The sequence below is a fragment of the Agitococcus lubricus genome (assembly GCF_003051055.1).
Lineage (GTDB): Bacteria > Pseudomonadota > Gammaproteobacteria > Pseudomonadales > Moraxellaceae > Agitococcus > Agitococcus lubricus.
This window is the reverse complement of record NZ_QAON01000015.1, coordinates 1-20,753: the sequence shown is the minus strand read 5'-3', so window position 1 is coordinate 20,753 and position 20,753 is coordinate 1. Positions and strand designations below refer to the sequence as shown.

The following is a 20,753-nucleotide window of genomic DNA, read 5'->3' as shown; positions in this document are numbered from 1 at the left end:
CAGTGCAAACGGGCGACCCAGAGACATCAGCGAAGTTATTCAACCGCAATCAAATGCACATTGCCATGTTCGTCTTTTTCGACCATGTGACCTTTAGGTTCATCTAAGAAGAATGCACTGGCTAAAGCTAATGCCGAAATGCCAGCAAGCACCCAAAAGAAAGTTGCTGGACTCACCATACTAAGTATGGTTAAAAAAGTCACACCACCGACATTACCATAAGCACCTGCCATGCCTGCAATTTGACCTGTCATACGGCGTTGAATTAACGGCACAACAGAATACACCGCCCCACAAGCCCCTTGCACAAAAACAGAAGTTGCTAAGACAGTGGCAATTGCCATGACAATCGACCATTCGCTACCCATTTGTGACATAGCGGCATAACCAATGGTTTGACCTAATAAGCAGATGACCAACATTTTACGACGGCCATAAGCATCAGAAAACAAACCACCACTGGGGCGAGCAAACAAGTTCATCACCGCAAAACAGCCTGCGGTCATGCCTGCATACACAGGGCTAACGTGGAAAGTATCAATGAAAAACAACGGTAACATGGACACAACGGCTAATTCCGAACCAAAACACGCCATATAGGATAAATTCAAAATAGCTACTTGTTTAAATTTATAGCTTGGCGCAGCAGGGTGCTCACCTGTAAATAAGTGTTTGTTGACGTGCCAAATTTTAGTCCATTGATAAAGTGCTAAGGCAGCAATAACAACATAAGCAATCAATGCACCTTCGGCAGATAATAACTTTAAGCCTTCGGGCGACAAACGCCATGTTAATAAGGCTAAAGCTAAATATAATGGCACGTTCATTAAAGCATAAAAAATAAAATCGCCTTTGCTAGTGACTTCTAAGCCACCCATTTTTTGTGGTTTGAAGTAAGTAGCACCTTTAGGTGTATCAGACACATTACGATAGAAAATTACACTGTAAATTAAGGCAATGACACCTGTTGTGCCGATTGCATAACGCCAGCCGTCATCACCACCAAAGGCTAAGGCTAATAAGGGCATGGTCATACTGGCAACCGCAGCACCAAAGTTACCCCAGCCACCATAAATACCTTCGGCAATACCCACTTCACGCGCAGGAAACCATTCGCTGACTAAACGAATGCCAATCACAAAACCTGCACCCACAAAGCCTAGTAAAAAGCGCATCACCGCTAACCATTCAAAACTTTGAGCGGCGGCAAATAACAAGCACAATGCCCCACAAAAGGCTAATAAGAAACTATAACTTTTGCGTGGGCCAAATTTGTCAACTAACACGCCAATTAAAATCCGCGCAGGAATGGTAATTGCCACGTTAAGCATTAAAATCGCTTTGACTTGTTCAGGTGTCAGACCAAAGTATTGTTTTAATACAGGCATTAACGGAGCGTGAGCAAACCAAATTAAGAAGGTAATAAAGAATGCTAGCCAAGTGAAGTGTAAAGTACGGATTCGTGGCTCACTCCATGTAAAGAGTGGGATAGTTTTTAAAGCCATATGCTGCCTCGCAACGGTAAAACCCAATAAATCATGATGCGGCTTTGCGTGTAACCCTGATTTATTGAGCTGATGAAACTCAAAGGAAAGAGGGACTAGACGCGCCGTTGCGTTAATCATGTGAAGCCCTAAGCAATTGTTATGCCATTTACGCTAAAACCTTGTGGTTATTGGTTTTGCCTTAAAAAGATTACTTTAAGCGGATTGTTTGCTTGTGGTGCATTTGGTGCATTTTTATGAGGCAAGGCATGGTAATGGTGCATTTTACTATTTATTAAACAAGATAAATTCATTCTTTTTAATATGGCATATATTTTGCTTAAATAATTTCAGAAAATTCTTTTTTAGACTTACGTGCTGATAGCGTAATGACTAAAACTTCTGAAAAATTTATCTCATCCTTTAGCAACGTGGCTAAGAGAGACAACTAGATTTTGTAAATCTAGTGTTGGAAGCTCTTGGTCTTTTGCTCATCCATTCATGTAAGTCCTAGATAATAGGCATTGGCAATGAACAAACAAAAATTAGTCGTGGTCGGTAATGGTATGGCAGGTATGCGTACCGTTGAGGAATTATTAACGCTCGCGCCTGATTTATATGACATTACTGTCATTGGCAAAGAGCCGCACGGCAATTACAACCGTATTATGTTGTCACCTGTGTTGGCAGGTGAAAAAACCTTTGCTGAAATTGTGCTGCACAGCCCTGACTGGTATTTGCAACAAGGCATTGAGTTGGTCAGTGGTCAAGTGGTGGTGGATATTAACCGTAAGACCAAACAAGTATTAACCGATGCAGGGCTGAGCTTTGATTATGACCGTTTGTTATTAGCAACTGGTTCAGTGCCATTTATTATTCCCATTCCTAATCATAATCATGCGTGTGTGTTAAGTTTTAGAGATATTCGTGATGTAAATACCATGCTCGAAGTCACGCAACATAAACAACGGGTGGCGGTGATTGGTGGCGGTTTATTGGGTTTAGAAGCGGCTAATGGTTTGTTAAAACGCGGTGTCGATGTGACGGTGATTCACGATATGCCTTGTTTGATGAATCGTCAGTTGGATAGCGAAGCTGCCCATTTGTTGCAAAAACAACTCGAAGCTAATGGCATGAAGTTTAGAATGGGGGCGATGACTAAAGAAATCGTTGCCTTAGATGATGGTCACTTAAGTCATATTGCCTTCAAAAATGGTGAGGATTTAGCCACTGATTTAGTGATTATGGCAGTGGGTATTCGTCCTAATGTGGCGTTAGCCAAACAAATTGGTTTGCAAGTCGATAAAGCGATTTTGGTCAATGACACCATGCAAACCTTTGACCCATCTATTTATGCAGTGGGCGAATGTGTGCAACATCGTGGCGCGTTATTTGGTTTGGTTGCGCCCTTATACGAACAAGCCAAAGTGTGTGCCACACATCTTGCCGAGATTGGTATTGGTCGTTATGTGCAAAAAGCCACAGCCACCACGCTCAAAGTCAGTGGTGTCAACTTATTTTCCGCAGGTGATTTTTCGGGGGCAAATGCGGAAACCATTGTCTTAAGAGATACCTCTTCAAGCATTTATAAACGCTTGTTTATTAAAGATAATAAGTTGGTCGGTGCAGTGCTATTTGGTGATGTGCAAGACGGTAATTGGTATTTTGATTTAATCAAACAGCAACAGGATATTAGCGATATTCGTGCTGATTTAGTGTTTGGTCAATAGGAGTGCAAGTGATGCAAATTAACTCAACAGTGCATACCACTTGTGCGTATTGTGGTGTCGGTTGTGGCATTAAAGCCACGGTAGAAGATACAGATAAACGTATTGTCAGTATTCAAGGGGATACAGAGCATCCTGCTAATTATGGTCGTTTGTGTTCTAAAGGTTCATCCTTAGGTGAAACTATTAGTTTAGAAGGCCGTTTATTAGAGCCACACATTGCAGGACAAAACGTTTCTTGGCCAACAGCAATTGATAAAGTGGCCAATGAATTTAAACGAATTATTGCTGAACATGGTAAAGAATCGGTAGCATTTTATGTGTCAGGTCAAATTTTGACTGAAGATTATTATGTCGCCAATAAATTGATGAAAGGTTATATCGGCACAGCCAATATCGACACTAATTCGCGTTTGTGTATGTCCTCCGCCGTGGCAGGCCATAAACGCGCCTTTGGTGCAGATACCGTGCCTGCGAATTATGATGATTTTGACCACGCGAATTTGATTGTTTTAGTGGGTTCTAATACCGCTTGGTGTCATCCGATTATCTTCCAACGCATTAAAGCGATTAAAGCACAACGTCCTGAGTTAAGGATAGTTGTGGTTGACCCACGCGAAACTGCTACTAACGAAATCGCTGATTTACATTTACCCATTAAAGCAGGCATGGATGTTTTATTATTTAATGCTTTATTAGTGCAGTTGGCCGAACGTAATGCCTTAGACCCTCAATATATTGCTCAATATACCGTTGATTTTGAGAAGGCTTTTGCTGCTGCTAATCAAGATGTTGGTGACAAATCAACCTTAGCCGAACGTATTGGTGTCGATAGCCAAAGTTTAGCCACTTTCTTTGATTGGTTTTGTCAAACGCCTAAAACCATGACCTGTTTTTCGATGGGGGTTAATCAATCCAGTGCAGGCACAGACAAAGTAAATGCCATTATTAACTGTCATTTAGCAACAGGTCGAGTGGGTAAAGAGGGCGCATCACCGTTTTCGTTAACAGGTCAACCCAATGCCATGGGCGGTCGTGAAGTGGGTGGTTTGGCCAATATGTTGGCGGCACACATGGACATCGAAAATCCTGTACATCGTGAGCGAGTCCAACGATTTTGGCAATCGCCTGTTATTGCCGATAAGAGTGGCCTAAAAGCGGTTGATTTATTTGATGCCATGTATGAGGGCAAAATTAAAGCCGTCTGGATTATGGCGACTAATCCTGTGGTGTCTTTACCCAATGCCGATAAAGTGCGTGCGGCTTTAGAAAAGTGCGAATTGGTTGTTGTCTCGGATTGTATTACCGATACCGATACCACGCGCCTAGCCGATGTGTTGTTACCCAGTTTGGGTTGGGGTGAAAAAGATGGCACAGTCACCAACTCCGAACGGCGAATTTCGCGTCAACGTGGCTTTTTGCCAGCCCCTGCCCAAGCCAAACCTGATTGGTGGGCATTAAGTCAAGTGGCACAAGCCATGGGTTTTGACGGTTTTGATTATCAATCGCCTGCGGACGTATTTAATGAGCATATTGCTTTATCGGCCTTTGAAAATGATGCCAATATTGAATCAGGCTTACGCGATTTTAACTTGGTGGGTTTAGGTCAATTAAATACCCAACAATATAATGCTTTACAGCCGATTCAATGGCCTGTCTTAAACAAAGACCAAGGCACAGCACGATTGTTTGCTCAAGGTCAGTTTTATACGCCTAATCGTTTAGCGCGTTTTATGCCCTTAACCAGTCGTGCGCCAAAAAATCCGCTCAGTGCCGAATATCCCTTTATTTTAAATACAGGTCGGATTCGTGACCAATGGCATACCATGACACGGACAGGATTAACGCCAAGATTGTTGCAACATATTGGTGAACCTTATGCCGAATTGCACCCAAATGATGCAAAAAAACTCGCCATTCAAGCAGGCGATTTAGTAGAAATCAACTCAGCATGGGGTAAAGCGGTGGTCAGGGCGCAATTAAGTGATGGCCAACGTCAAGGCTCGGTGTTTGTGCCTATGCACTGGACAGGCGTGTTAACGCGTCAATCCAGAGTGGGCGCAGTAGTTAATCCTGCCGTTGACCCTGTCTCTGGCCAACCCGAAAACAAACATACCCCGATTAAGGTGTCAAAATTTAATTCAGCATGGCATGGTTATTTATTAAGTCACACGCCCTTAACCTTACCTGAGTGTGATTATGCGGTGGCGATTCGCCTCGAAAAAGGTTGGCGTTATGAGTTGGCTCACCATCAAAAACCGCATGATTGGTTAGATTGGGCGAGTATATGGCTACAACAACCGCAGGGGCAACGCCTTGAATATCAAGATATTAGTGCAGGTCAACAACGTTATGCGTGGTTAGAGGGCGACAAATTAAGCGCATTGGCATTTTTTGGGGCAGAAGCCAATTTACCGCCACGCGCATGGTTAATGTCTTTATTAAATCAACCCTTAGATAAACTCAGTCGTCGTGCCTTATTGTCGGGCAAACCTGCCGACCCTAATGCCGATGTTGGCCGAATTATTTGTGCCTGTTATGGCGTAGGAGAAAAGACCATCGAACGAGCAATTGCTACAAATAATCTAAAAAGTGTGACAGAAATTGGAAAATGTCTCAAAGCTGGCACGAATTGTGGATCATGTCAGCCAGAGTTACAGAAAATCCTTTCTCGCCTAATTTCGGTTGTTCAGGCTTAAACTTAGCTCTTTCCTATAAAGGAGAGAAGTAGAGTGAGTGAGTCTGACAACAAACACGGATAATACTAATGTGGGTGTTATCAATAAACGTGTCCTTTACATTCTTTCGCAGACAACGCCGTCTGTTTGTACTGAAAAAACAGTACCTCTAGCTAGCAACTCAGCAGGAGACAGCAATGCGTATAGTCATGATTGGTCACGGTATGGTTGGCCACCGTTTTTTAGAAAACTTGGCAAAAAAAGCCACAGTTCCTCACGAAGTGATTGTCTTGGCCGAAGAGCCGCGTCCTGCCTATGACCGTGTACAATTATCCGCTTTTTTTAGTGGTAAAACCGCCGAAGACCTCAGTGTTACCCCTCAAGACTTTTTTAGCAACACAGGCTATGGCTTACAGTTAAATACCCGTGCGACAGGTATTGATACGGCTGCTAAAACCGTGACTACCCAAAATGGCGATGTGTTTCATTATGACAAATTAGTATTAGCCACAGGTTCTTATCCTTTTGTACCCCCTGTACAAGGTAACAACCGTGAAGGTTGCTTGGTGTATCGTACCATTGAAGATTTATATGCTATTAAACAAACCGCCGCTAGCTCAAAAGTCGGGGTGGTGGTTGGTGGCGGTTTATTAGGTTTAGAAGCCGCCAAAGCCCTGAAAGATTTAGGGTTAGAAACACATGTGGTTGAATTTGCGCCACGGTTAATGGCAGTACAAATTGACGATATGGGTGGTAAAGTATTACGCAAAAAAATTGCCGAATTAGGTGTAGGTATTCACACCGAGCGTAACACCGTTGAAATTGTGGATGGTACAAATTGTCGTCATGCCATGAAGTTCTCTGACGGCACTAGCCTCGAAACTGACATGATTTTGTTTTCCGCAGGTATTCGTCCGCGTGATGATATTGCTCGTGCGAATGGTATTGCGGTCGGTGCGCGTGGCGGTATTGTTGTCGATAATTTCTGTCGTACCAATGCACCCGATGTCTATGCCATTGGTGAATGTGCTTTATGGGATGGCAAAATTTATGGCTTGGTTGCGCCGGGTTATCAGATGGCCGAAGTCGCTTGTACCCATATTTTAGGTAACGAAGACAAACAATTTACGGGCGCAGACATGAGCACCAAACTCAAATTGATGGGTGTCGATGTTGCGTCAATTGGTGATGCTCATGGTGCGACCGCAGGCAGTATCAATTACAGTTATATTGATGAACGTAGCCAAACTTACAAAAAATTAGTCGTTTCTGCCGATGGTAAAAAGTTATTGGGTGCAGTGTTAGTGGGTGATGTTGATGCTTATGGCGATTTATTACAGCTCAAACTCAACGACATGACCCTACCAGAAAAACCCGAAGCCTTAATTTTGCCTGCTACCGATGGCAGTAAACCTGTTGGTTTGGGTGTTGATGCTTTACCCATGAGCGCGGTGATTTGTTCTTGTAATAATGTCACTAAACAAGATTTATGTACTGCCATTGAAGGCGGTGTCATGGAGCTAGGCGAATTAAAATCGTGTACCAAAGCAGCCACCAGTTGTGGCGGTTGCTCCGCTTTAGTGGGGCAAGTCTTAAAATGTGAATTACAAAAACGAGGTGTCGAAGTCAAAAAAGACATTTGCGAACACTTCGCTTATTCACGTCAAGAAATGTATCACCTTGCCAAAATTGGCAATATTCGTACGTTTGAAGATTTTATTGCTAAACATGGCAAAGGGGATGGTTGTGATATTTGTAAACCCACTGCTGCGTCAATTTTTGCCTCTTTATGGAATGAGCATATTCTCAAAAAGCCCTTAGCAGGCTTACAAGACACCAATGACTACTTCTTAGCCAATATGCAAAAAGATGGTACTTATTCCATCGTGCCGCGTATTCCCGGTGGTGAAATCACGCCCGAAGGTTTAATTACCATTGGTGAAGTGGCGAAAAAATACAAACTTTACACCAAAATTACAGGCGGCCAACGTATCGACTTATTTGGTGCGCGGGTTGAACAATTGCCTGTGATTTGGAAAGAGTTAGTCGATGCAGGTTTTGAATCAGGTCATGCCTACGGTAAATCGTTACGTACCGTCAAATCATGTGTGGGGTCAACATGGTGTCGTTATGGGGTGCAAGATTCTGTGGGTTTTGCCATTGATTTAGAAAATCGTTATCGCGGTTTACGTAGTCCACACAAACTCAAATTTGCGGTGAGTGGTTGTACGCGTGAATGTGCCGAAGCCCAAAGCAAAGACGTAGGAGTGATTGCCACCGAAAAAGGCTGGAACTTATATGTCTGTGGTAACGGTGGTATGAAACCACGTCATGCCGAATTATTAGCAAGTGATTTAGATAGCGAAACCTTAATCAAGTATGTAGACCGTTTCTTAATGTTCTATATCCGTACTGCCGACCGTTTACAACGGACTAGCGTCTGGCGTGACAATTTAGAAGGTGGTTTAGATTACCTCAAAGACGTGATTATTAACGACTCTTTAGGCATTGCCGATGAGTTAGAAATGCAAATGCAATATGTGGCTGACACCTTTGCCTGTGAATGGAAAGAGGCGATTAACAACCCAGAAACCCTCAAGCGTTTCCGCTCTTTTGTCAATAGTGATGAAGTGGATAATAACGTGGTCTTTGTTGAAGAGCGTGGCCAAATTCGTCCTGCAACTGCCCAAGAAAAAGCAGGGCGTATTGCAGTGGCAGAGGTTTAACTTCGACTTCGCTCAGCTACCTTCGACTGCGCTCAATGTGCCCTGAGCGCATAAGGACGTTCCCTGAGCGGAGTCGAAGGGTTATTTTTTCAAACCACCAAGTTTTGTAGGATGGGTCATTGACCCATCAAGAGAGAAATACCATGAATAGTTTAGTAAAAATTTGTCCAGTGGCCGAACTACCAGTCAATTTAGGCGTGGGTGCTTTAGTCAAAGGCCAACAAGTTGCCGTATTCAAATTACCTAATGGTGATATTTTTGCTATTGGCAATTTTGACCCATTTAGCGAAGCCAATGTCTTATCACGTGGTTTAGTCGGTGATTTACAGGGGCAAAAAGTGGTTGCCTCACCCATTTATAAACATCACTATAATTTACAAACAGGTGAATGTTTGGAAGATAGCACAGTTAAAGTACCTGCTTATGATGTAGTAGTGCAGGATGAGTATGTGTATATTCGGGCTTAATCACTTTGTACAATGAGGGCTAAATACTAAAATAGCCCTCTTGCTGCAAAAACGTCACTAATTGCATCAATGGTAAGCCAACTAAACTGCTAGGGTCATCGCCCTCAAACTTTTCAAACAAACAAATGCCTAAACCTTCACTTTTGAAACTGCCTGCACAATGATAAGGGCGTTCTTTTTGTAAATACCTTTCGATTTGTCTTGTACTTAATGGCCTAAAGTAGACACGATAGTGAGAAACATGCGTATATAAACGTTGTGTGTGGCTATTAAATAGGGCTAAGCCCGTATAAAAATCAACAGCATGACCACTAAACATACGTAATTGAGTCACGGCATTGTCATGGTTTAACGGTTTACCCAAACTTTGTCCTCTAAAGTCGGCCACTTGGTCGCTACCGATGAGTAAATGACAAGGGTACTTGTTGGCCAATGCCTTAGCTTTCAACATAGCGAGGCGTAAGGCTAAGTCGACACTATTTTCATCGGCTTGCTGACTTTCATCACAGGCTGGATTATCTTGACTAAACTCAATACCTAAACGGGCTAAAAGACTGCGTCTGGATTCTGAACTCGAGGCCAGTACTAAAGGTAAGGCGGACATGGAAAATTCCTATTTATTTGTTTATGGCACACTTCGGCCTCACTCAGGCCATCACATGGCTGACTGGTTAGCAGGACAGGCGCATTATATTGGCGCAGGGCAACTCAAAGGTTGTTTATATCAAGTCAGTTACTATCCCGCATTAGTTGTAGGGGAGGACTGGGTGCAAGGGGATATTTATGCCTGTACCACAGAAATTTGGTCAACGTTAGATACGTTTGAAGAGGCGCTGGGTGAAAACCCCGAATATGAACGTAGATTAACGCCTATTTTATTAGCAACAGGACAGTGGTTGAGCGCATGGACTTATTGGTACACACGCTCAACACAGGAATTGACACGGCTTAAGGCTGGCGTTTGGCCACCACATCCTGAGTAGCTTTGCTGCCTGACTCCGTTGCGTCTAATAAGATTTGTGCGGCCTCGGTGACAAAGGCTTCATCTTCAGGTTTTTCCTTTTTATTGGGGTCACTAAAGTCTTCTGGCGTCTCTTCGTCATTGGCGGCTTCTGCTTCGCGCCATGACTTTAATAGCTCTTGGCCTTTGGCTTTCCGACGCTCATTTTCGATAGCAAGTCGTTTGGCATCTAATTCATCTTGCTCTTGACGACGTTTTTCCTCATTTAAGGAAATACGTGTATCTTTTTTGAGACTTTCGGCGAGCGCGATTTGTTCGTTTAAATAACGGAAATCAGGGTCTTCTTTTTGACGCTGAGCTGATTTTACCCGTAACAAGGGCAGTTGACGCTGATAACTACCATAAGACATATAACGAACGGGTGAAATCGTATCCCACGGTAAGGCATGTTCTAATGCAGACTCGCCAATCTCAGTCCCTTGTAAAATATTGGGAAATAAGACATCAGCTTCTACGCCTTTGTGTTGTGTGCTAGCGCCTGAAATACGATAAAACTTGGCTTCGGTGAGTTTGATTTGACCATGATTTAAGTCGCGTAACGATTGGACTGTGCCTTTACCAAAGGTCGTTGAACCTACCACTAAACCACGCCCATAATCTTGTATCGCACCCGCAAAAATTTCGGCTGCCGAGGCAGAGAGGCGATTGACCATCACCACTAACGGCCCGTCATAAGCCACTGCACCGTCAGAGTCACTATACACTTCGACTTCGTTACTGGCCGTTTTGACTTGGACGGTTGGCCCTGAGTCAATAAAGAGACCAACTAAAGAATTCGCTTCACTTAACGAGCCGCCGCCATTATTACGTAGGTCGAGTACCAAACCATCGACTTTTTCTTCTTTGAGTTGATTGATGAGCATTAAAACATCGCGGGTGGTACTGCGATAATTAGGGTCACCTGCTTGCATCGCGGCAAAATCTGCATAAAAAGTAGGCAGTTTAATCACGCCAATTTTATAGGTTTTATCGTTACGCGTAATCGTCATCACGCGTTTTTGAGCGGCTTGGTCTTCGAGTTTGATGGTGTTACGGACAATATTAATGACTTTCGTTTGATGTTCATCAACGGCATTTGCAGGGAGAACTTGTAAGCGTACTGTGCTGCCTTTAGGCCCGCGAATTAAATCCACTACTTCGTCAATACGCCAACCAATCACATCAACAAAGTCTTCATTGCCTTGGGCAACGGCAACAATACGGTCACCGGGTTTCAGTTGTTTAGATTTTTCAGCAGGCCCAGCAGGCACTAGACGGACAATTTTGGTGTATTCATCTTCGCCTTGTAATACTGCACCAATACCCTCTAAGGTTAAACTCATATTGATGTTAAAGTTTTCGGAGGAACGTGGCGAAAAATATTCGGTATGTGGGTCATAAGTCTCGGTAAACGAGTTCATAAAGACTTGGAACACGTCATCGGCTTTATTACGATTTAAGTTATTACGTTGGGTTTCGTAACGTTTGGTTAATAGTTTGGCAATATCTTCATTTTTCTTGCCAGATAAACGTAAACTGAGTACCGCAGATTTAATGCGTTTTAACCAAATTTTATCCAGCTCATCGCTCGAAGAAGCCCACGGCGCATTATCACGTTTAGTTTCTAAATAGTCATTTTGCTCAAAATCAAAACGGTCTATGCCTTTATTGAGTTGCTTAAGCACAAAGTCAATACGTTGATTGGCACGTTGTTGGTAGCGTGCATAAATGGTAAAGGCATGGCTCAAATCACCACGCATTAAATCATCATCTAATTGATGGCGATAAGCCTCAAATTCGTGGATATCACTCGCTAAAAAATAACCGCGTGTGCTATCTAAGTCTTTGATGTATCTATCAAAAATCTGACTAGAAAGACTATCGTTTAGCTTTTTATGCTCATAGTGCAATTCTTTTAGCATGGCCACACTAATCCGTGCCGCTTTAATTTCTTCGCGGGTCGGTTCTAGTTGTGATGGTGCTGCTGCTTGTTTGGCAAAAACAGCAGAGAAAAATACGAGACCGCCAAGGGCGGCAGACCATAATAGGTGTTTGCGCGAGATTACGGACATGAGCTTCTTTAATGAGTGATGAGCCAGCGGGCTACTGGTTTTATTTGATTATAGTAAAGCTAGATTATTTTTTATAGCACCTAGAATGTGAAAAAATACATAACAATCACAGAATCATCGCTTATTATTAACACTAAGAGTTTGATAACAATAGATTGTTTATTTTTAGGAGAACGAACATGAATGGCGCATTGATGCTAGATGTGGTGGGTGTCGAGTTAGATGCCGAAGAAAAAGAGTTATTGGCGCATCCCGATGTGGGCGGCTTGATATTTTTTGCCCGTAATTATACAGGGCCAGACCAAATCCAAGCCTTAGTACACAGTATTCGAGCGATTCGCCCCGAAATTATTTTAGCGGTTGACCAAGAAGGCGGACGTGTACAACGCTTCCGTGAAGGCTTTGTCCGTTTACCCTCGATGAAGACCTTTGGTGATTTATTTGCCCACAATGCAGATGAGGCCTGTCGTTTAGCTCATCAATGTGGTTGGTTAATGGCAACAGAAGTCTTGTCGGTGGGGGTGGATATTAGTTTTGCCCCGATTTTAGATGTCGATTGTGGTTTGAGTCGTGTCATCGGTGACCGTTCTTTTCATGAAAATCCACAAGTGGCTGTCGCGTTATTGCGCGAGTTTATTCGTGGGATGCATCAAGCAGGCATGGCAGCCACAGGCAAGCATTTTCCTGGGCATGGCTCGGTAGAGGCCGATTCACACGTCGCAATTCCTGTAGATAAACGAAGTTTTGCCGAAATAGACGCCTTAGATTTAGTGCCATTCAGAGCCTTATGTCATGAGTTACAAGGCATTATGCCTGCACATGTGATTTATCCTGAAGTAGATGATAAGCCCGCAGGCTTTTCGCCAATTTGGTTGCAAGATTTATTACGTCAACAAATGGGCTACAAAGGCGTGATTTTTTCGGATGATTTAAGTATGGAAGGTGCAGGTGTCGTGGGCGGTTATGCTGACCGTGCAGATGCTGCCTTAAATGCAGGCTGTGATATGGTACTCGCCTGTAATAATCGTCAGGGCGCAATCCAGATTTTAGAGTATTTAGAGCGTAATCGCCGCACTGTCAATCAATCACGTTTTGATGCGTTAAGAGGCAAAGCGAAATTACAGTGGAACGATTTGCCACACAATCCACAATGGCTAGCGGCAGAAGAGTCTATACGTGAGTTAGTTAGATAAAGTGTAATATCACCGTTTGACGGTGAGTTAAAAAGCGTATGTGTTCTCGTTAATCATTCAAGGCATTTTGGTGGCGTGCACTACCATCAAAATGCCAGCATAAATCGTCAATTTTTTGTCAAGACTGAGCCATCTATGGTGAGTTTAGCACCACGAAAGGGCTTTGCTGATTTTGGCCGAAACCAAAGTCATTCCCTCCGAGGGTGACCGTAACACTATTGTGAGACAGTTTTATTCATCATTTTTAAGGTGTGAATGGTTTTTATGCCAAATTTAGCTTGCCTTAAACGTTTACCCTATAAGTTATCTCGGGATGATGGGGGCAAAAACTGCTGAGCTTGTGTGGGCAGAGACGTGGGAGTTGGGTTGGGTGTTTCTTCCTTAACATAACGCTCCCACACACCATAGGCCAATAAGCCCCACAAAATAGTGAGAACTAAAATTTCAAAGAGTGTTTTGGGTTCACGTTCACGAATCGCTTGCTGCGTACTTTTGTGTGTACTCAGAATATTAAAGGAATCACAAGCAGGGCATTTGCCTTGAGGAAATTGCTTCGTTGAGCGGTTGCCACAATCTCGACAAAGATAAGCCATAATACGAATCCTCATTGCTATTAAAGTGAGCATAGCCGAAACACTATTATCTAAAAAGTATGAAGTGTGTTCATTTAACAGCACTTGATAAATTTTTATCTTATTTTTATTTGTAATCAAGTGTTAGGATATTATGATTCTAGCTAGACGATTTATAAACTAACTGGCATTTTTAAGATAAATAAAAATAACGATACAATAAGCTGTAACAAGCCTAATTAACACAAGGAGTGTGATGCGTGATATCCCCCAACGTCAATGATAAAAATAACCGTATCTTTTAAGATTAAGAAGGAGAGCGTATGCGATATGTACTTTATGGACTCAGTGCCCTGTTAGTAAGTGGCTGCATTCGCTCAGTTTATGAAGTGCCTGTCCTAGGGCGGGTCGTTGCAGGGCAAGGCGATACCCGCCCCTTTGAGCAGCCTTTACCCATTAACACGCAGCCTAAACGGTTGGCATTGGGCAGTGATTTTGCGATTGGTTTAAAAGAAGATGGTACGGTATGGAGTTGGGGTAGTGGGTCAAAGGGTGAGCTTGGTACGGGGAAGCAAGAAAATAGAGAAATTCCACAAGCTATACCCAATATGACCAACTTTTTAGAAGTGGCGGTAGGCAGTGAGCATGTATTGGCCTTGCGTAAAGATGGCACGGTATGGAGTTGGGGAGATAACAAAAAAGGAGCATTAGGGTATAAAGAAGAGGGTGTGCCTTATGGACCACCCAATGACATACGTTTTAGACCGCATCAACTCACACCTAAACAAATCCCTGAGTTAAAGGATGTGGTGAGTATAGCTACAGGTAGCTATTATTCGTTGGCCTTAGATAAAGAGGGGCGGGTATGGGGCTGGGGGAGTGGATTTTTTACGTTTAGCGTAGATGAAAAATTTAAACAACCGACCCCCAAATTAATTATACAAGATGAGCGTGCAGTAAAAGTGATTGGCGGCGGTGGTGGGGCTTATAGTTATGGCCTGTTGCGAAACACAGGAGAAGTGAAACTATCGTTTGCAGGCAAACTATTAGAACCCAAGTTTGATGCGCCTGTTGTTGATGTAGTGATGATACCTGGCAACAGTTATTTTCTATTAAATACAGGCAGGGTCTATGCATTAGGTAGCAATTCTAAGGGAGGATTAGCGCAAAGAGCAAAGGCTCAATATGAAACCCCCTTACTAATTAACGCACTGAGTCGCATTATTAAAATAGATAATTTTACAGCTTTGGACGAAAAAGGTCGCGTATGGCAATGGGGTGGCATTGCAGGTATCAGTATTGATCAGATTTTTACGGGTAATAACCAGTATGCGCAGTATTATCCCAAAATTTTATTAAATAATAAAAAAATAGTCGATATTTACTGTTGCACCATGGCTTTTGAGGAAGACGGTACGGTATGGGCATGGAGTAATGATACAGGTGGTAGAAGAGGTGATGCCAAACCAGTCAAGGGGTCTATGCGAGAACAAACGCATCAACATTGGACAACGCCTGTCCGTTCGTTATGGACGTGGAAATAATAAATTCAATATGTACAAAAAGGACAAACACCTGATATTTGTAACAAAGTGCTAGGAGTTTACGGATAACGCTAGACGGTTTGAAAACTAACTGGCATTTTTAAGATAAATAAAAATAACGATACAATAAGCTGTAAAAAGCCTAATTAACACAAGGAGTGTGACGCGTGATATCCCCCAACGCCAATAATAAAAATAGCCGTATCTTTTAAGATGAAGAAGGAGAGCGTATGCGATATGTACTTTATGGACTCAGTGCCCTGTTAGTGAGTGGCTGCATTCGCTCAGTTTATGAAGTGCCTGTCCTAGGGCGGGTCGTTGCAGGGCAAGGCGATACCCGCCCCTTTGAGCAGCCTTTACCCATTAACACGCAGCCTAAACGGTTGGCCTTAGGGCATAGTTTTGCCATAGGAGTTAAAGAAGATGGCACGGTATGGAGTTGGGGTTACGGAATGCTTGGACTTGGTAAGTTTGAAAGTCGAGGTACGCCACAAGCTATACCTAATATGACTAATTTTTTAGAAGTGGCGGTAGGCAGTGAGCATGTGTTGGCCTTACGTAAAGACGGCACGGTATGGAGTTGGGGAGATAACAAAAAAGGACAATTAGGTTATAAGGAGGAGGGTATACCTTATGGAAAAGAACCTAATATACGTTTTAGCGCTCAGCAACTCACGCCTAAACAAGTCCCTGAGTTAAAGGATGTGGTGAGTATTGCCGCAGGTAGTAGTTTTTCGTTGGCGTTGGATAAAGAGGGACGCGTATGGGGCTGGGGGAGTGCGTTAGAAATCATGAAAAAAGAAACTCAATCAAAATATATTTTTCCTGTTGTGGTTGTGCATGATAAAAACGCAGTTAAAATTATGACAGACCATACCAATGGCTTTGGTATGTTACTTAACACAGGTCAAGTTAAATTGTGGCAAACAAAAACACTCTATGAGCCCACATTTAATAGTCGCGTTGTTGATGTTGCCATGAGTTATAGCAATACTTATTTTTTGCTAGATACAGGCAGGGTTTATGCACTAGGCACTAATTATTCAGGTGAATTAGCTCAACAGGGGCGGTACGCTCATTATAAAGACAATCCACAGTTAATTACGCAAATAGGACGTATTATAAAAATAGATACTTATACCGCCTTAGACGAAAAAGGTCGTGTGTGGCAATGGGGGGACATTGCTGGTATCAATATTGATAAAACTTTTTCTGGAAATAATATTTACTCACAGTTTTACCCACGTATCATGACATCAGACAAAGATATTGTTGATGTTTACTGTTGCTCCTTTGCCTTGTCTAAAGACGGCACAGTATGGGCATGGGGCAACGATACAGGTGGCATAAGAGGCGATGCCAAACCCATCACCAACTCTTTTCAAAAACAAACACACGCACACTGGACAGCCCCTGTACGTTCTTTATGGATGTGGAAATAACACACTCGATACTCACAAAAAGGATGAATACCAATGAATACTCAAATTCAAGCCATTTTTGACCATGCTTTATTGGCTAATGCCGTCTACAAAAATTTGACCGCCAATACTACGCCTGAGGTATTTGCAGCCAGTTTGACAGGTTGGCCGCCAGCCTTAGCCACATATTTGTCCACACGCTATAAAGTCGTTGAGACTTATAACATGGGGGATAATGTGAGTGGTTATAATGGCGCGTTGTTTGTAGGCATTGTCGAAAATGATAATCAAAATAAATATATCTTTGCCAATCGAGGAACAGAGCCAACTAGCCCCTCTGACTTATTTGCTGATTTATTGTTGGCTATTTCGGGGGCAAATCAGCAGCTACCCGTTATGCAAGCGTATTTTGAGCAGGCATTGGTTAAAGTGAATGGCAATCTTCTAACTGTAACAGGGCATAGCTTAGGTGGATATTTATCAGTGGTGCTACAAAATCCTGATGAAAATGGGATATTTATTGATAAAACTTACACGTTTAACGGTGCAGGTATTTTTAATGTCGCACTGACGGGGTCTATTGTTAACGCTGGGCTAGTAGCACTTGGTTATGAACCAATTACTGTGAGTCCTTCGTTGCCTATAGAAAACTATTATACTGTGGAAGGGTTAACTGTTACCTCTGCCACAGGTGTTTATGGTGGAGTGAGAATTCCTGTCAATACCGATGTTATCGGATTGGGTGGCGTGGGTGGGCTAGAAGGTCATAGTATTGCTAATTTAACAGACGCATTAGCGGTTTATAATCTCATGGGCATGGTCGATAGTGACATTACTTTAGCAGAGCTTAATGGCATACATGAAGCGATGAGCAAAGATGGTTTGATAGAGAATGATGCTTTAGTCAAAGTCTTTGGTACACTGTTAACCAAATCATTGACTATTTTTCAACAAACCACTAAAGATAAAGTTGATTTACTAAATGTTTCTGCAAACAATAATAATGCGATGCACGAAGCAATATACGCAATGGTTAACGATTTAGCAACCACTGCCCAAGCCCTAAAAATAATTCCTCTCGTCAGTTTTACAAACCAAGGGGAGCTGCAATTATTTAATGCACAAATTCCTAATAATATTGCCTATCGTTATGCTTTGCAGGTCTTAAATCCATTTTTTGTTGAAAGTAGCGATTCGGCAAATACTGAGACGATGTATCAAGTATTTAATGAACATCAAGAGTTAGACCTTTACGATGCAGATACCGAAAAAGGCACACTCACCTTAGAGTGGCTAGAAAAACGTCATGAGATGTTAAATACACAGATTAAAGCCAATATTCAAAATAGAGGTTTTATGACACATGAAGGTGAATATAACTATTATTATGAAGCAATCATTAATAATGAACGAGTGATTGTTAAAGATATGTCAACAACGAGCCGAAGTTTAAACGACCCTGACAGCCCTATGGTCGAAAAAACACGTTATACAAAATTTGCCGACAAAAACAATGCTAATTTTACGGGAGGTGATGATAAAGACTACTTATTTGGTCATCAAGGCAATGATGTTTTATATGGTCTGGAAGAAGAGGATTATTTAGAAGGTGGCGAAGGTGATGATACCTTAGACGGCGGAGAAGGACGTGATATTTTAGTCGGTATGACAGGTGATGATAGTCTCAAAGGAGACAAGGGCAACGACACCTTAGAAGGCGGTGCAGGAAAAGATACATTGGACGGTGGGGAAGACCACGATAAATTATATAGCCATTCTGGCGACGACACCTTAAAAGGAGGGTTAGGTGATGATTTATTAGATGGCGGTAAAGAAAATGATACTTTAGACGGAGACGATGGTAACGACATTCTGCTCGGTCAACTCGGAGATGATATTTTACATGGCGGTAAAGGCAATGATTACTTATACGGTGGAGAAGGTGAAGATGAGTTATTTGGTGAGGCGGGGAATGACCTTATTGTCGGTGGTAAAGGGATATTAACAACGGCAAAAGGGGGTGAAGGTAATGATTTAATATTTAGTGATACAGTTTGGGCGTATGAAGATACATTAATAGGCGAAAGTGGCAACGATTATTTAGCCGCTTATGGTGGTAATGACATCTTAAAAGGCGAGGCTGGCAACGATTATCTCTTGGGGTACACAGGAAATGATAGTCTGTTAGGAGGAGCGGATAACGATGTTGTACAAGCAGGCGAAGGTGACGATACGCTAGTCGGTGGTTTGCATCATGATTTATTACGCGGCGGCAATGGCAATGATACGTATAGCTATACTCAGCTTGAAGGTGTAGATTTAATTGAGGATAGCGACGGTAAAATCGTGATACAAAATGTGACATTGGCTGTCACTGATTACAATAACGAAAAGAAATTATGGCAAAGTAATACAGGTCAAGAAATACGTCGACTCTCTAATGAAGAGGGAAATTTGACTACCGTCTTAATAGGTCAGCATAACAATCAAATAGTTATCTCAAATTTTCAACAATCGCAATTTGGTTTGACTTTTTCTGGGGGTGAACAGGAGCGAGTCATTAATGTGTCTGACCCAGCCAAACAAGGGACGAACCAAAATAATATTATTGAAATATCAAATCATGTATATGGTTTAGAGGGTAATGATTATTTATATGGTACAGTCAATAATGACAAGTTATATGGAGGCATTGGCGGAGATTTTTTAATTGGCCTATCGGGTGATGATTATATCGAAGGTAATGGTGACGACGATATAATATTTGGTGGTGATGGTGACGATATTTTATATGGAGACAGTGGGGATGATGTTATTTTTAGTGCCTTAAAAATACCCGTCAGTTTTTACTCTTGGGGATTAGATAGAAAAATACCTTTGTCCTCTATTCATACACAGAATCCCGCTGAAGGACAATTTGCAGATGAGTTTGATAATATTAGTTATAAAATTGAACGTGTTTTAGATACGGAAAATGAAAGTTATACCATTTATTTTAATGGTATAGATGAAAATTTAGATGTGTTATTACCAGTTATAAAAATTTATGCCGAGATTTCAGGCGAAAAGTATATGTTATATAGTACATATAGCCCAGAAGTCTATTTTGAGTTGACAGATGAATATAACTATTTCTTGGATTTGCGATATGAAGGCCTTATAAATAATGACGATGTATATGGCGGTGATGGCGATGATTTTCTGATAGGTTCGGGTGGTATTGATAAAATATATGGAAATAAAGATAACGATTATTTATATGGGCGTGGTGGTGATGACTATTTGTATGGAAATGAAGGTAAAGATGAGATTTTTGGTGGAGATGGTATCGATTTAATAGATGGAGGTCTAGAAAATGATAAGTTATACGGTGGCTATGAGTCGGATGTGTTGTATGGTGGCATGGGTGATGATTTAGTGTTGGGAGATTTTCCAAATCTATATGGTACAACTACGCCACCTGATTCTATCAATAGCAGTCGTTATGGTCATGATATTTTATATGGTGAAAAGGGAAATGATACTCTGTTTGGCGGTGGCGCAGATGATTATTTATATGGTAACGAAGATGATGATGTTGTAGTTGGCAATGAGGGCAATGATTATTTATTTGGTGGAAAAGATAATGATATTTTATACGGTGATAGTCATGAGCAATCAGAGGCAGCAGAAGGGAATGATTATTTAGAGGGAGGCGAGGGAAAAGATACTTTATTTGGTAATGGAGGTGATGATGTATTGATGGGTGGGCAGGAGCGCGACGAGTTATATGATCCTAGCCAACTAAATGGACAATTATTCCCTCTAAAGCTAATTTAAGAATTATGTTTGGAGAGAAGAAATGGCAAAACGTTTTAGCCCTGAATTTA

General features: G+C 42.1%; 13 protein-coding genes. 9 read left to right on the top strand and 4 right to left on the bottom strand.

The annotated features are described in order from the left end of the window. Positions 1 to 35: 35 nt before the first annotated feature. Entirely contained in the window at positions 36 to 1,625 is a 1,590-nt protein-coding gene (locus C8N29_RS13185; protein ID WP_239987170.1) for an MFS transporter, read from the bottom strand. Positions 1,626 to 2,014: 389 nt separating this feature from the next. On the opposite strand from C8N29_RS13185, the gene C8N29_RS13180 reads away from it, so the two are divergent. The 4 genes from C8N29_RS13180 (at position 2,015) to nirD (ending at position 9,082) form a co-directional block, all read left to right on the top strand. After that, positions 2,015 to 3,214, top strand: coding sequence for an NAD(P)/FAD-dependent oxidoreductase (locus tag C8N29_RS13180; RefSeq protein WP_107866538.1), 1,200 nt, complete (start codon positions 2,015 to 2,017; stop codon positions 3,212 to 3,214). Between the two features lie 11 nt (positions 3,215 to 3,225). Next, complete coding sequence (locus C8N29_RS13175; protein WP_107866537.1) at positions 3,226 to 5,910, top strand: nitrate reductase; 2,685 nt, start codon at positions 3,226 to 3,228, stop codon at positions 5,908 to 5,910. Positions 5,911 to 6,086: 176 nt separating this feature from the next. Continuing rightward, positions 6,087 to 8,615 (top strand): nitrite reductase large subunit NirB, encoded by a 2,529-nt coding sequence (nirB, locus tag C8N29_RS13170; RefSeq protein WP_107866536.1) that lies wholly within the window; start codon positions 6,087 to 6,089, stop codon positions 8,613 to 8,615. 143 nt (positions 8,616 to 8,758) lie between these two features. Continuing rightward, a complete protein-coding gene (gene nirD / locus C8N29_RS13165) occupies positions 8,759 to 9,082 on the top strand; it encodes a nitrite reductase small subunit NirD (protein ID WP_107866535.1) in 324 nt (107 codons plus the stop codon). 19 nt (positions 9,083 to 9,101) lie between these two features. Here nirD and C8N29_RS13160 read toward each other — a convergent pair whose 3' ends face one another. Continuing rightward, complete coding sequence (locus C8N29_RS13160) at positions 9,102 to 9,686, bottom strand: Maf family protein (RefSeq protein WP_107866534.1); 585 nt, start codon at positions 9,684 to 9,686, stop codon at positions 9,102 to 9,104. Between C8N29_RS13160 and C8N29_RS13155 the strand changes: the two genes are divergently transcribed. After that, entirely contained in the window at positions 9,685 to 10,065 is a 381-nt protein-coding gene (locus C8N29_RS13155) for a gamma-glutamylcyclotransferase family protein (protein WP_107866533.1), read from the top strand. The genes C8N29_RS13160 and C8N29_RS13155 overlap by 2 nt on opposite strands. On the opposite strand, the gene C8N29_RS13150 is transcribed toward C8N29_RS13155, so the two are convergent. Continuing rightward, on the bottom strand, positions 10,031 to 12,154 hold the full coding sequence (locus C8N29_RS13150) for a carboxy terminal-processing peptidase (protein ID WP_107866532.1): 2,124 nt from the start codon (positions 12,152 to 12,154) through the stop codon (positions 10,031 to 10,033). The genes C8N29_RS13155 and C8N29_RS13150 overlap by 35 nt on opposite strands. 179 nt (positions 12,155 to 12,333) lie before the next feature. Between C8N29_RS13150 and nagZ the strand changes: the two genes are divergently transcribed. Beyond that, positions 12,334 to 13,347: a beta-N-acetylhexosaminidase gene (nagZ, locus tag C8N29_RS13145; protein WP_107866531.1), complete on the top strand. Its 1,014-nt coding sequence runs from the start codon at positions 12,334 to 12,336 to the stop codon at positions 13,345 to 13,347. Positions 13,348 to 13,643: 296 nt separating this feature from the next. Here the strand turns inward: nagZ and C8N29_RS13140 are convergent, their stop codons facing one another. Beyond that, a complete protein-coding gene (locus C8N29_RS13140; protein WP_107866530.1) occupies positions 13,644 to 13,940 on the bottom strand; it encodes a hypothetical protein in 297 nt (98 codons plus the stop codon). A gap of 302 nt (positions 13,941 to 14,242) precedes the next feature. On the opposite strand from C8N29_RS13140, the gene C8N29_RS13135 reads away from it, so the two are divergent. From C8N29_RS13135 to C8N29_RS13125, 3 genes are all read left to right on the top strand, one after another. Continuing rightward, on the top strand, positions 14,243 to 15,463 hold the full coding sequence (locus C8N29_RS13135) for an RCC1 domain-containing protein (protein ID WP_107866529.1): 1,221 nt from the start codon (positions 14,243 to 14,245) through the stop codon (positions 15,461 to 15,463). Between the two features lie 230 nt (positions 15,464 to 15,693). Next, the gene (locus C8N29_RS13130; RefSeq protein WP_107866528.1) at positions 15,694 to 16,905 is read left to right on the top strand and encodes an RCC1 domain-containing protein; all 1,212 of its coding nucleotides are present in this window, start codon (positions 15,694 to 15,696) and stop codon (positions 16,903 to 16,905) included. A 33-nt stretch (positions 16,906 to 16,938) separates the two neighbouring features. Then, positions 16,939 to 20,703: a calcium-binding protein gene (locus tag C8N29_RS13125; protein ID WP_107866527.1), complete on the top strand. Its 3,765-nt coding sequence runs from the start codon at positions 16,939 to 16,941 to the stop codon at positions 20,701 to 20,703. Positions 20,704 to 20,753: the final 50 nt, after the last annotated feature.